General features: G+C 58.8%; 15 protein-coding genes. 8 read left to right on the forward strand and 7 right to left on the reverse strand.

What is annotated here, in order from left to right; translation table 11 throughout:
• Position 1: 1 nt before the first annotated feature.
• The 5 genes from VWY34_RS00680 to VWY34_RS00700 all read left to right on the forward strand — a co-directional run bounded on the left by VWY34_RS00680 (position 2) and on the right by VWY34_RS00700 (position 3,620).
• Positions 2–184 carry a protein NnrT gene (locus VWY34_RS00680; RefSeq protein ID WP_416535502.1) on the forward strand — a complete coding sequence of 61 codons (183 nt, stop codon included), beginning with the start codon at positions 2–4 and terminating at the stop codon, positions 182–184.
• Positions 185–249: 65 nt separating this feature from the next.
• Positions 250–420 carry an NnrT protein gene (locus tag VWY34_RS00685; RefSeq protein WP_416535503.1) on the forward strand — a complete coding sequence of 57 codons (171 nt, stop codon included), beginning with the start codon at positions 250–252 and terminating at the stop codon, positions 418–420.
• Positions 421–452: 32 nt separating this feature from the next.
• The gene (locus VWY34_RS00690) at positions 453–1,676 is read left to right on the forward strand and encodes an NnrS family protein (protein ID WP_416545070.1); all 1,224 of its coding nucleotides are present in this window, start codon (positions 453–455) and stop codon (positions 1,674–1,676) included.
• A 115-nt stretch (positions 1,677–1,791) separates the two neighbouring features.
• On the forward strand, positions 1,792–2,172 hold the full coding sequence (locus VWY34_RS00695; RefSeq protein WP_416541772.1) for a DUF2946 family protein: 381 nt from the start codon (positions 1,792–1,794) through the stop codon (positions 2,170–2,172).
• A 59-nt stretch (positions 2,173–2,231) separates the two neighbouring features.
• A complete protein-coding gene (locus VWY34_RS00700) occupies positions 2,232–3,620 on the forward strand; it encodes a PepSY-associated TM helix domain-containing protein (protein WP_416545072.1) in 1,389 nt (462 codons plus the stop codon).
• A 93-nt stretch (positions 3,621–3,713) separates the two neighbouring features.
• On the opposite strand, the gene VWY34_RS00705 is transcribed toward VWY34_RS00700, so the two are convergent.
• The 7 genes from VWY34_RS00705 to VWY34_RS00735 are packed head-to-tail and all read right to left on the reverse strand — an operon-like array spanning position 3,714 to position 8,606.
• Complete coding sequence (locus VWY34_RS00705; RefSeq protein ID WP_416549184.1) at positions 3,714–4,052, reverse strand: hypothetical protein; 339 nt, start codon at positions 4,050–4,052, stop codon at positions 3,714–3,716.
• A 2-nt stretch (positions 4,053–4,054) separates the two neighbouring features.
• On the reverse strand, positions 4,055–4,441 hold the full coding sequence (locus tag VWY34_RS00710; protein WP_340547713.1) for a response regulator: 387 nt from the start codon (positions 4,439–4,441) through the stop codon (positions 4,055–4,057).
• Between the two features lie 37 nt (positions 4,442–4,478).
• Positions 4,479–5,342, reverse strand: a complete 864-nt coding sequence (locus VWY34_RS00715) for a CheR family methyltransferase (RefSeq protein ID WP_340547714.1) — start codon at positions 5,340–5,342, stop codon at positions 4,479–4,481.
• Positions 5,339–5,827, reverse strand: a complete 489-nt coding sequence (locus VWY34_RS00720; protein WP_340547715.1) for a chemotaxis protein CheW — start codon at positions 5,825–5,827, stop codon at positions 5,339–5,341. Before VWY34_RS00720 ends, VWY34_RS00715 begins: the two co-directional genes overlap by 4 nt.
• Positions 5,811–7,946: a chemotaxis protein CheA gene (locus tag VWY34_RS00725; protein WP_340547716.1), complete on the reverse strand. Its 2,136-nt coding sequence runs from the start codon at positions 7,944–7,946 to the stop codon at positions 5,811–5,813. Before VWY34_RS00725 ends, VWY34_RS00720 begins: the two co-directional genes overlap by 17 nt.
• A 1-nt stretch (position 7,947) precedes the next feature.
• On the reverse strand, positions 7,948–8,322 hold the full coding sequence (locus VWY34_RS00730) for a response regulator (protein ID WP_340547717.1): 375 nt from the start codon (positions 8,320–8,322) through the stop codon (positions 7,948–7,950).
• Positions 8,319–8,606 carry an STAS domain-containing protein gene (locus tag VWY34_RS00735; RefSeq protein WP_340547718.1) on the reverse strand — a complete coding sequence of 96 codons (288 nt, stop codon included), beginning with the start codon at positions 8,604–8,606 and terminating at the stop codon, positions 8,319–8,321. Before VWY34_RS00735 ends, VWY34_RS00730 begins: the two co-directional genes overlap by 4 nt.
• Before the next feature lie 389 nt (positions 8,607–8,995).
• On the opposite strand from VWY34_RS00735, the gene VWY34_RS00740 reads away from it, so the two are divergent.
• The 3 genes from VWY34_RS00740 to VWY34_RS00750 all read left to right on the forward strand — a co-directional run bounded on the left by VWY34_RS00740 (position 8,996) and on the right by VWY34_RS00750 (position 13,102).
• Positions 8,996–11,428, forward strand: a complete 2,433-nt coding sequence (locus tag VWY34_RS00740; protein ID WP_416551590.1) for a methyl-accepting chemotaxis protein — start codon at positions 8,996–8,998, stop codon at positions 11,426–11,428.
• 156 nt (positions 11,429–11,584) lie between these two features.
• Positions 11,585–12,523, forward strand: coding sequence for a CheB methylesterase domain-containing protein (locus VWY34_RS00745; protein ID WP_340547745.1), 939 nt, complete (start codon positions 11,585–11,587; stop codon positions 12,521–12,523).
• A 24-nt stretch (positions 12,524–12,547) separates the two neighbouring features.
• Positions 12,548–13,102, forward strand: coding sequence for a chemotaxis protein CheD (locus VWY34_RS00750; protein WP_340547720.1), 555 nt, complete (start codon positions 12,548–12,550; stop codon positions 13,100–13,102).
• Positions 13,103–13,209: the final 107 nt, after the last annotated feature.

Below are 13,209 nucleotides of genomic sequence, written 5' to 3' on the forward strand. Positions count from 1 at the left end.
CATGCGCCGTATCTTGCTCATCCTATCCTGCGCCGCGACCGTCGCTTCGCCCGCCATGGCCAAGGGCTTTGACCGGCCTGTTCCGCAGGCGCAATCGGCAACTGCCGAATTCTGGTTTGCACTGGCCTGCATCGCCTTGGTTATGGCGCTTGCGGCGGTGCACATGCTGGTGATGCGGCGATGACCGCGCGAGCCGGTTGGTCGCGCTTGCGCATAGCCGTCGCACTCTACCCGTTTGGCGCCGGTGCGATGGCACTGAACGTATATTTCGCTGCTCTGATCACCAGCTGGCTGGGTCTGCCCGTTCTGGGCATATCCCCGTCGATCATCATAGGTGCGGTAATCGCCCTGCCCGCCACCTACGCCTTTGCCGGACATATCCGACGCCTTATGGACAGCGCCGAAGTGCCGCAATCTTGAACCTGTTACCCGAATACCAGCGGAGCTGACCCATGGCCGTGACCACCAAGGCAGATGCCGGAAATACCACAACGACATTGCGCACTCCGCCGATACTCTCCTATGGTTTCCGGCCGTTTTTCCTGCTTGCGACGCTTTGGGCAGGACTGGCGATGATCGCCTGGATCGGGCTGCTCGGCGGCACGCTGACCCTACCGCTCAGGCTTGATCCTGTATCCTGGCACGCGAAGTCTTTTCTCTTTGGTTACCTCAGCGCCGTTCTCGCGGGCTTTCTGCTTACCGCCGTGCCAAATTGGACCGGTCGCGCTCCGCTCACCGGAGGACCGCTGCTGGCACTGGTTCTGTTGTGGATGGCGGGACGTCTCGTGACGCTATGTGGTGCATTTCTTCCGGTCTGGACCGTCACTCTGGTCGATGTGAGTTTTCCACTCATGCTTGGCGCCGTGGTCCTGCGCGAGATCATCGCAGGAAAGAACTGGCGCAACCTCGTCATCCTTCTATTGCTGGCTATACACGCATTGGCGCTGCTTCTGCTGCATCTGGAAACGGCTGCGGGCGGCTATCCCGCACAGGGGTTGGGGCTGCGTCTGGGACTGGCCAACGCGATTGGAATGATCTGCCTGATCGGCGGACGTATCATCCCCAATTTCACCCGGAACTGGTTGGTCAAACGGGGGGCTGATGTGCGCCCTGCGGATCCAATGCAATCTCTGGACAAAATCGCATTGGCACTCAGCCTGCCGACCTTGGCCATATGGGTTGCTGTACCAGATCACATCGCAGCCGCAGCGGCGCTGGCCATCTTTGGTGTTGCGCAGATGCTGCGACTGGTCCGCTGGCAGGGACATCACACAGGAGCGGAGCCACTGCTGGGCATTCTGCACCTGGCTTACGCAATGATCCCCATCGGCGCCCTCCTGATGGCCTCGATCCGGCTGCTGCGGCTGCCGCTGGATCCCGCATCCGCCCAGCATCTGTGGATGGCCGGGGCTATTGGCATAATGACGCTGGCCGTCATGATCCGCGCCACGCTCGGACATACCGGCCGCCCACTGGTCGCAGGAGCAGGCACCCGACTGCTCCTGTTGGCGATCATAATAGCCACCTTCGCGCGGCTTGTGGCGAACAGCGGGTCCGATATCGCGCATGAGCTCTATCTGATCTCGGCAATCGCGTGGTGCATCGCCTTCTTCGGCTTCGCATTGCTCTTCGGACGGGCCCTGGTCTCCACCCGACGACCGGCGACGGACACCTAGCGCGACACCATCGTCGGGACTGTACCAACCTAGTGCAATGATTTTGCTCACAAAAACTTAGGTAATACAGCAGAATCACTCGCCATCACGCCGCAGTCGAAGTAACACACTGCACATGCGATTCGCGGTACATATCCTGCCACGGCTGGCCATGATGCTAGCACTGGTGCTGGCCATGGTCGGCACCGGATTTGCACATCGCTATGACCGCGCCGTTGACTCGCCCGACTATGCCGCCTTTGTCGCCGCAGGCGGCACATTAAGCGATCTCTGTGGTGACAGCACGGACCCAGATCACGGTGCTCTTGCAAAATGTGAGGCCTGCCGACTGACCGCTGCGGCCCTGATGCCGAGCCATCCAGAAACGCCCGGCCTGAGCTTGGTACAGCGTCCGAGAACACGCGCAGCCGTCGTCAAACCGCTGCGCCGAGACCGCCCGCGTGGTCCGGCACATCGCACCCGGGCCCCTCCAGCGCCATTGACCTTCCTTCTCTGACGTCAATTGCAAACTATGCGCTGCCACACCGGCAGCCAAAAAAGGCCTGGAGCCAACCTATGACCCTGCCCCATTCCCCCGTGCAGCCGCAGGGCCGCACGCAGAAACTCTATTTTGCTGCCTGGCGGTGGCATTTCTACACCGGTCTGTTCGTCATTCCGTTTCTCGCAACACTCGCGCTAACCGGGCTGGCCATGCTGTGGATCGCCTGGGTTGACGGGCGCGATGGCGAACGTACCCCCGTCACTGCCCAAGCCCACGCCCTGCCACTTTCGGCGCAGGCCGATGCCGCGCAGGCAATCCTGCCTGATGGCATCTTGAAAACATACGTGGCCCCCCGAGGGGCCGACCTCGCCGCGCTCTTTCGCATCGATCACGACGGTGACGCAGTGATGGTTGCGGTCGACCCGTATACGGCCACGGTCATCGAAACCTTCCCGCGCCGCAGCGGATGGTATGATTTCGCCGACAGTCTGCATAGCGATCTGATGCTCGGCGTCACTGGCGACCGCATCCTGGAAACCGCTGCCTCTCTGACCATGCTGCTGATCGCGACCGGCCTATACATGTGGTGGCCCCGAAATCTGGGCTGGCGCCACGCATTGCTGCCGAGCCGGGGACGCGGCCGGACGACGTGGAGATCTCTGCACGGGGTGGTCGGTTTCGGGATTTCGCTTTTCCTTGCACTGTTTCTGGTTTCAGGCCTTGCCTGGGCCGGTCTCTGGGGTGGGAAACTGGTTCAGGCCTGGAGCCAGTTTCCGGCGGAGAAATGGGACAACGTCCCCCTGTCCGGCGATACCCATGCCAGCATGGACCACACCCGCCGCGAGGTTCCTTGGGCACTTGAGCAGACGCCGATGCCAGCTTCAGGGGGAACTGCGGGCATCAGCGGTGTTATCGGTGCAACTGTCGACATCAACAGCGTTGACGCCCTGGCGCGCCAGATCGGATTTGGCGGACGATATCAGCTCAGCATTGCACGCGGCGATACCGGTGTCTGGACCCTGAGCCGCGATTCCATGAGCACCGACAGTATCAACCCCACCTCTGACCGGACTGTCCATGTCGACCGCTACAACGGCAAGATTCTGGCGGATGTCCGATTTGCCGATTATTCTTGGCCCGGAAAGGCGATGGCCGTCGGGATTGCCCTCCATATGGGCACGTTGGGGCTGTGGAGCGTTCTGGCAAATACGCTGGTTTGCCTCTCCATCCTGTTTCTATGTGCCAGTGCCGTGGTGCTCTGGTGGAAGCGTCGTCCTGCCAAATCAGGCCGTCTCTCCGCCCCGCCGATGCCCAAGGAACTGCCTCTCTGGAAAGGCGCAGGACTGGTCGGGATTGCCGTATGCATTGCCTTTCCGATGGCGGGGCTGGCTCTTCTGTCGCTGCTGATGCTGGACGGGTTGATCCTGACGCGCCTGCCCGCGCTACGCCACCGCCTGACATAACATCAGTCGAAACATGCGGCAGATACGCCAGCGACCAGGCATGCGCACGACCCAAGATATGACTGCACCGCCCGATGGGCGGTGCAGAGCGTCTCACTTCTGAGATGCGCTGGCCGGATCGCGGAGCCGGTCACGCAGTTTGTGCAATGTCACCACGGCGCTGCTATCGTTGAGATTGATACCGCCGGTTTCCTTCGCAAGCTTCTGTAGTTCAGCATAGAACTTTCCCAAGGCCGCAAGCGTCTGCACGACAAGATCGAAATCCTGCAGCGATTGCCGCTCTTCGCGGGTTGGAGGCGTCCCACGCTCAAAGATTGTAAGCACCGTATCTTCAAGCGCCTGCACCTGCGTTTGCAACCGCTGCATTTCCGCGCGTGACACATCGCAAAGATCACTCACCGTGTGACCCTTTGGCGGTGGTGTCGACTGCATGTTCATAGGCGGCCAACCACTTGCTCGATTGCCTGCTTCATAGTGGCAACGGTGAACGGCTTGCGAATGATGTTATTCATCGCCAGGCGACGACCGACTTCAACGATCTCCGGTGTCGGTTTGCCCGTGACGAGGATAAAGCCTACACGTTGTGTCACGCGGTGCTCACGCAGCGCTTTCAGCAGGCCAAGCCCATCCATGCCCGGCATGTTGTAGTCGGACAGCACCAGGTGAACCGGATTGGTCACGAGCTTCTGAAACGCAGATTGCCCGTTGTTTTCAACCATGTAGTTACTCACGCCAAGCTCGTCCAGACATTGGGTCAGGATGCCTCGGCTGGTAGACATATCGTCAACGACCATCACACGCAGAGAGTCTTTCAAGCTCATTTTTAGTTCCTCATTTTTTCTTTTTTTGCCGGACTGCTCAGGTGTTCCCACCGGCAGGAGAGTTTAAGTAAGTGGTGATTCCGACGGTCTGCAGCGCCGATGCCGCAGGGCCGGACATACGTTCCGAGTGGCCGATAAACAGATAGCCTCCAGGATTGAGACTGCGCTGAAAGGCGTGCCAGACCTTTTGCTGGGTCGGGGTGTCGAAGTAGATGGCCACGTTTCGACAGAAGATGGCGTCAAACTTTCCTTTGAACGGAAAGGGTTCGATCAGGTTGAGCACACCAAATGTCAGCAGGGCACGCAGATCTTCGCGGATCGCACCATCTTGCCCTTCGATCTTATAGTAGCCGCTGTATTTCTGCGGGATCTGCGACAGCTCTTCAGCAGAGTAGCGTGCCGACGACGCCTTGCGGACAACAACAGGATCGATATCGGTGCCAAGGATTTTGACATCCAGTTTCTCAACATCCGGGCACAGTTCCTTGAGCACCATCGCGATGGTGTAGGGTTCCTGCCCGTTCGAACACCCTGCCGACCAAATTCGCACCCGATCTCCGCGACGCGCCTTTTCCAGGAGCGGCGGCAGCACGTCGTCGCGCAAAGTGTCAAAGTGATGCGGCTCTCGAAAGAACTGCGTCACATTTGTCGTCAGCAGAGACAGCAGCTCGCTGCGCTCCACATCCGCATTTGGTCCGTTCAACTCCTTCAGGTAGGATTTGAAATCGGTATAGTTGAGCTTGCGCAACCGCCGCGCCAAGCGAGAAGAAACCAAGGGTTTCTTGCTGCTGGACATGGCCAGCCCAAAGTGCTTGTGCGCGAAATCGGCGATGGCTTCGAAATCCTGATCAGACAGGGTGAAACCATCCGCACGAGAATCAATGGGATTGGCAATGGTCACGAGATCACCTGTTCCGGTACAGTGATGACCGCATCCAGATTGATGATCCGCACCATGGTTTCATCGTGCGAAATAATCCCTTGGATGTAGTCCATCGTGTTGCGACTATCCACCGGCGGGGTGTCCTGGATATCATCCGGGTTGATCGAGATGATCTCCGATACGGACTCTGCCAGCAGACCAACCGGCTTGCCGTGCACCGAGACAACGATCACGACGTTTCGCTCGCTCGCTTCGGTCTGCTGCAGCCCAAACCGCGCGGACAGATCGTAGATCGGGATCACCGCGCCGCGTAGGTTCATCACGCCCAAGACATCTGCGGGCGCATGAGGCAGGATCGTCACCGGAGACCAGCGACGGATTTCCCGGATCTGCGTGATTTTCAGACAGAACGCCTGGCCAGCAACGGTGAAACTGACAAATTCGCTGTGCTGGGCGTGTTTGACTTCTGAATCTTCATATTTGGCTTCAGCTTGCGATTGCATTGCTTATTCTCCGCTCTGTGTCGAAAGCGGCTGCAGAAGGCGAAGCCGCAAGAATACTTTCAGGATCAAGGATCATAGCGATCTTACCGTCACCAAGAATGGTGGCAGCGGCGACGCCGGGAATATTCCCGCAAACGCCATCGAGGCTTTTGATGACCACCTGGCGTTGATCGTGAATATCGTCCACGGCCAAGGCACTGCGCTGACCAGTCTCCGTTTCTACCAGAAGATAGACGCCCGGTGGCTGATCCTGGTCGGCCTTGGACAATCCAAGCGCCCCGCCCACATCGCAAACAGGGACGAAGTTACCCCTGATCGACAGCAGCGTGCCATCGGCCCCCAGATTGTTGACCATGTCATCACTGCCGCGCATTGTTTCGACAATGGACGTGATCGGGACAACCATCGTTTGGTCGGCGACCGAAACAACCATTCCATCCATGACTGCAAGTGTCAGGGGCAGAATGATGGTGAAGACCGACCCCTTGCCCGGGGTAGAGGCAATATTGATCCGCCCGCCCAAAGCTGTGACAGCGTTTTTGACCACATCCATGCCAACACCACGCCCGGAGAGATTGGAAATCTCTTTGGCTGTGGAGAAACCAGGCAAGAACAACAGGTTGTCGATCTCGCTGTCGGTCAGGTCCGCATTCTCTGGAATGAGACCTTTGTCGATCGCGATCTGCTTCACCCGCGGGCGATTAACGCCGGCACCATCGTCCTTGATCTCGATACAGACACTACCGGACCGGTGAGACGCTGACAGACGGATCTCGCCACTGCGGCTTTTACCCGCAGCTTCGCGATCGTCGGGCTTTTCGACACCGTGATCGACCGCGTTCCGCAAGATATGGGTCAACGGATCGGAGAGACGCTCGATGACCGTCTTGTCGACCTCGGTATTCTCACCCTCGGTGATCAGCTTAGCTGTTTTTCCAGTTGCGGCTGAGGCCTCACGAACAATCCGCGCCATACGCTGAAACAGCGGTTTGACGGGTTGCGCGCGAATAGACATGACACCTTCCTGGATATCGCGGGCAAGATTTTTAAAGCCCTCCAGTTCGGTCTCGACGTCCCGCAGATCCGCAACATCAAGGTTGGCAATTTGCTGTGCCAACATCGAATGGTTAATGATCAATTCGCCGACGGCGTTGATCAGACGATCGACGCGTTCCAGGTCGACCCGCAGCGTTGGATTTGGCCCACGCTGCTCGGACTTCGCGGCCTCAGCTTTTGGCGCAGCCGCTTTCGCGGCCACCGGGGCCGCCACAGCCTCCGGTTCTGGAGCTGAGACCGGCGGTTCAAAAGGGGCAGCCACCTGATCACCGCCTTCCTCTGGAGCGGCACCAAATGCAGCCTCCAGTGCAGCCAGAGCATTGGCCTCGTCTTCTTCATCCATGTCGGATTCGATGGACAGCTCGCACAGCCCTTCGACAAATTCAAACACAGATTCGATTGCAGACTTTGGCTCTGTTGTGGTGAGCGTCAAGGCCCAGATAAGATAGCTCTCGTCGGTATCCAGAGCATCGAAACCTGGCAACTCGCTCTCGTCAAGCGTCACCTCCAGCGTGCCCAGATCAGCTAGCGTCTGGAACAGGAAGTAAGGCTCGTTACCGGTCCCGTACATGTCTTTCAATGGATGGAAACGGATCGAGTAAACCCGCTCTTTCTCCACCTCGATTGGCGACATCTCAAAGGCACCGCCCAACCCCATTGGCTGGAAGACCACCTCTTCTTCATCCTCATCGATATATTCCTCGAGAGCCGCGATGAGCACATCGTGATGGGCCTCATCGGTGCTGCCACCATCGCGCGCGGTCGAAACGAGATCAGAGAGATGATCGCTGGAGCGCAGCAACAGCTGGATCAGCTTGGTATCAAGACCAAGCCGGTTGGCCCGCACTTCGTCAAAGACGGTTTCGAATTTATGGGCAAAGGCCACCAGCTCATCCAAGCCAAATGCGCCCGCCCCCCCTTTGATCGAATGAACCGCCCGGAAGACAGCATTGACCACCTCAGGGTCATGATCGCCTCCTTCGATAGCGGTCAAACCCTCATCCATTGCTTCGAGGAGCTCTTCGCACTCCTCGAAGAATGTGTCCTGTATCGACCCGGCCATCTTATGCTGCGGCCCCGGTGACGCGTTTCAGCGCGAAAATCAGGGATGCGTCGTCGAATGGTTTGGTGATCCATCCGGTCGCGCCGGCACCGCGGGCGCGGGCCTTCAGTTCGGGCGCGCTCTCGGTGGTCAGGACCAGGATTGGAACCTTGGAATTGATGCCTTCCCCGCGCAGCTCTTCGATGACGCCGAACCCGTCGAGGTTTGGCATGTTGATGTCGGTAATCACCACATCCGGAGCCACGTCGGCATACATGTCCACACCTTCGCGGCCATCCACCGCGCAATGGTATTCAAAACCGGCCTCTTCAAGAGCGGCGGCCAGGAGATTCCGGATCGTGCGGGAATCGTCGATTGCCAGAACTTTCGTCTTCATGCTGTTTCCTCGTCTTCAAATCGGTTGGGCTCGAGCCCCAAAAGAGTGAGCGATTTCCGGCACCCTTCAGTGATCTTAGAGACTGAGAACCCCAGCCCCTCCGATCGCCATTGCTGTTCTGCGCTCAGCAGAAGCTGCAGGCAGCGTGACGGCATGACCGCCACACTGCTGCAATCAATCTCCACTGCCTGAGTGCGCGCCCCGCGCAAGAATGAAATCAGCGGATCAAGATCCGAGAAAGCATTGGGCAGGTCCAAGATGTGTTTTTGCGTTTCCGTCGTCATGGTCAGCGATTCGCACCCCCGTATTCGGCGACAGGTTTCAAGTCGATACGGTAGGAGTAGACGCCGGGCCTTAATATTTGATTGCCGGACCGGCGCCCCGGGGCCCGGAATTAGCGAGGATTTGGCGGTAAAAACCAACTGCAATTTCGCAAAATTTTACCGGCTGCAAATCGTCTGAATTTTTCCGCCTGGCGTACCGCCACAAAAACAGCAGCAGCGTAGGGTAATATAATTATACGGACTCCGGCGGTGCCCCGGCTGTGGAGTTTTACCGGGAAATTGCCGTGAAAAACCAACCGCTCGTAAGCTCGAAATTAACTCCTAGCAGGCATCAAGAAGGGAAAGCAGAGGCCACCATCCTCTTCTTGTGCCTGTGAATGGAGTGTCCGATGAAAATTATTCCCACCTTGCGTCTGGCGTATAAGTTGCCCCTCTTCATTGTGGGGTTCGGTGTGCTGATAACGGCGGCTTTCGTCACGATCAGCTCGGTTGCGCTGCAAAATGCGGCGATAAAACACGCCGAACAACAATTCCACGCGATGACAGAGGATCGCCGTGTTGCCCTGCGTGCGCTGATGGAGGGTATCGAGGCGGATGCGTCGACCTTGGCCACCATTCCGTCGACGGCCACCGCGCTGGAGTGGTTCACGATGACCTGGGACGGGATCGAAGGTGACGCACAGAAGGTTCTGCGGAACGCCTATGTTGACGCCAACCCGAACAAAGCCGGCGAAAAACACCTCCTTAACCGGGGGGTCGGCGATTCGCCTTATCACATGCACCATGCCCGTTTTCATCCATCACTGACTGCCGTTCTGCAGAACAAGGGGTATTACGACGTCTTCTTGATCAACCCGGCAGGCGACATCGTTTATTCCGTGACGAAGGAAGCGGACTATGCCTCTAATCTGGTTGATGGCGCCTATGCCGCATCAGGTCTGGGCAAGGCATTCCGCTCGGCCATCAAGGCATCGGCGGGAACCGTGATCTTTGCCGATCTCGAAGGCTATGCGCCCAGCAACGGCGATCCGGCCGCATTTGTTGCGACTCCAGTGTTCGATGGTGCAGGAAAACTTCAGGGTGTCCTGGCGTTGCAAGTGCCCGTCGAGATGCTGACGAATATCGTAAACCCGGCAAGCGAGATGACCGAAACGCTGAATGTGTTCATCGTCGGTCAGGATATGAAGGTCCGCACCAAATCGCGCCATGACGACCATCACAAGGTTCTTGACGAACTGGACACAGCCGAGCACCTGTCTGACGCCCTCGCTGGCAATTCAGGCTTCTATGCCAACACAACTGGTGTGACCGGCAGTGCTGTAGTCGCCTACTCTGAGCCCGTAGGCCTGCCGCAGGCCAACTGGGCGATCGTGGCCGAACAGGACCGCGCAGAGCTGTTTGCCCCCGTAAACCGCGATCGCAATCGTCTGCTGTTGATCTCGCTGGCCTGTGCCGCAGGTATGTCTGTATTCGGCTGGCTGTTTGCGCGCTCAATCACCAAACCGATCAACCGGATCTGTGGTCGAATCGAAGAGGTTGCCTCCGGGAATCTCGAATCACCGATCCCGGAAGCGAATCAAAACGATGAAATCGGCGATATCGGCAAGCAGTTGATCAGCCTGCAGGATGATCTGAAACAGGCTCGCTCGGCGGAACTGGAGCGCGCGGAACTGCAGCGGCAACAGGAAATCGTCGTCGAACAGCTGAGCTCCGGCCTGGTGCGTCTTGCCGGTGGCGATTTCTCCCAGCCGATCAGCGATCCGTTCCCGGCGCATCACGAGAAGCTGCGGGAGAATTTCAACCGCACAGCGGAAACGCTGAGCGCCACTGTGACCCAGGTGATCGACACTGCCGAAAGCATCCGCAACGGCGCCAATGAGATCAGCCAGGCCTCCGACGACCTGTCCAACCGCACCGAAAGCCAGGCCGCCACGCTGGAGGAAACCGCCGCCGCCCTGGACGAGATGACGGCCAGCGTGAAATCCGCCGCCGAAGGCGCCCGCAGTGTCGAAAGCATCATGCAGGAAGCCAAACAGGAGGCCGAAACAAGTGGCACCGTGGTGCAGAGCGCCGTCTCTGCAATGACCGAGATCGAGCAGTCCTCGACCCATATTTCGCAGATCATCGGGGTGATTGACGACATCGCCTTCCAGACCAACCTCCTGGCGCTGAACGCCGGTGTCGAGGCCGCGCGGGCCGGCGAGGCGGGCAAGGGCTTTGCCGTGGTCGCCAGCGAGGTGCGCGCCCTGGCGCAGCGGTCCTCGGATGCGGCGATGGAGATCAAGACGCTGATCGGCGACAGCACCAAGCAGGTGGAGCGGGGCGTTGATCTGGTGGGCAAAACCGGCGACGCGCTGCAAAGCATCGTCGAGCGGGTCGGTCATATCTCGAAACTGGTTTCGGGCATCGCAACCGGCGCCAGCGAACAGTCGACCGGTCTGCATGAGATCAACACCGGCGTGACCCAGCTTGACCAGGTCACCCAGCAGAACGCCGCCATGGTCGAAGAGGCCACTGCCGCCGGGCATATGCTCAATGCCGATGCCACCAAGCTGGCCCAGCTGGTCGCCCATTTCCGGGTCGCGGCGGGCGCAGCTCAATCCCGCGGCAATACAGCCCCCATGCCAAAATCGACTGAAGGCCAGACCGGAGCGATGCAGAAGCCGCAAACCATGGCGTTTGACGAAGCTCCTGACGAGGCGCCCTCTGCCCCCAGCGCCCATGGCGACGACTGGGATATGGAGGCGGTCACACCGCAACCGGCACCGGCAGCTGCCAGCACCAATGGCAACGCGGCCAGGGACATCTGGCAGGATTTCTGATCCTGCGGAAGGCGCCCGGACCGTAGTTGGACCGGGCGCCCCTACATCTGAAACACTTCGGCCCTTGTCCGAACGCAACAAGCGGAATGAGCATTGTCACAGAGCCTATTGATCATCACCACGGACCGGCGTTTTGCGCAGACCATACAACACCACATGGAGGCCACCTATCCTGGCCTCCAAGTGCTCTTGGCCAATAATTTGATGATGGCCTATAATCAGGCGGAAGCCGGGCAACCCACATTCGCCTTTGTCGAAGATGGGTTCACCAAACTGCCCGAATTCGAAATGATGCTGGCCCTGTTCTCTGCGCTGGATATCCGTTGGGTATCTGTGATGGACAGCCAGACATCGACGCCGGCGCGCAGCTCATCCCCCCTGCTCGATGTGGGTGCCGGGATCTTCGAACTCACAAAATCCGACAATCCGCGTGATTTTGCCCGCTACTTCGACATGATGGTCAAGGCCCCACGACGGGATCAGGCCTCTCCCATGCAAAAGGGCACTGCCGCTGCCGCAGGCCCCGGCAGCGACAAGATCATCCTTATCGGTTCATCCACCGGCGGTGTCGAAGCCCTGCGCAGCGTATTGGTCGGATTTCCGCTGAACTGTCCGCCAACATTGATTGTTCAGCACACCGGCAAGAATTTTGGGCGCGGGCTGGTCTCGCTTCTGGATCGCATCTGTCCGGCAAAGGTGCTGTCTGCGGATGACAATATGAACTTGTCGCCCGGCCATGTATATGTGGCCGCAGGGCAGCCCCGCCACATGGGGCTCACCCCTCGCAAACCCTATCGCACACGCTTCAAGGAAGGCCCGCCGATTTCGGGTCACATGCCGTCGGTTGATGCGCTTTTTATGTCTGCAGTCCCGATGGCAAAGAGCGTTGTTGCGACAATCTTAACCGGTATGGGCCAAGATGGGGCGCAAGGGCTGCTTGAACTGCGCAAAGCTGGGGCGAAAACCTTTGCTCAGGACGAAAAAAGCAGCGTCGTCTACGGGATGCCACGTGTCGCCTGGGAAATGGGCGCCGCGCAGCAACAGGTCTCGCTTGCGCGAATGGCCGGAACATTGATTCAGGCTTGCAAGACCTGACAGATAACTGGGAAGGAAATCACCTTGAGCGTATTTGCTAACTCCACCACGGTGACCGTCCTACAGGGCGAGTATCGCGTATCGACATCACCAACCGTGGTCTTCTCTACCGTGCTTGGGTCCTGTATCGCGGCATGTATCTACGATGACCAAGTGGGCGTCGGCGGCATGAACCATTTCCTGCTGGCCTCCTCGACGGCCAGCGATAGCGTCAATGCCCGCTATGGGATCCACGCGATGGAACTGCTGATCAACGGCATCATGAAAAAGGGCGCTCGCCGCGAAAACCTGAAGGCAAAGGTCTTTGGCGGCGCCAAGATGTCGGCCAACCTCTCCGATATCGGGGCCTCAAATGCGGATTTTGTCCAGCGCTTTCTGAGGGATGAGGGCATCGCTGTTGTCTCCTCCAGCGTCGGTGGAACCTCGGCACGACGGGTCCGCTTCCACGCTGTTTCGGGTGCTGCACAGCAGACACAGGTGAAGGATGATCGGCGTCTGGGCGAACAGGAACGGGTCGCGGCACGTCCGGCACCGGCTGCCAAGCCTGCGGCAGATGTTGGCGCAGTGACGCTGTTCTAAGGCAGAAAGGGACGGGCAACACGCCTGTGTCCCGTGTCCGCAATCGCCAGAAATTTCAGGAAGGGTCCGCTAGTTTCGGGCCCTTCTTTTTGGTCATGGGTTGAGGC

It is taken from the genome of Phaeobacter sp. JH20_02, from assembly GCF_048056915.1.
GTDB lineage: Bacteria > Pseudomonadota > Alphaproteobacteria > Rhodobacterales > Rhodobacteraceae > Phaeobacter > Phaeobacter bryozoorum.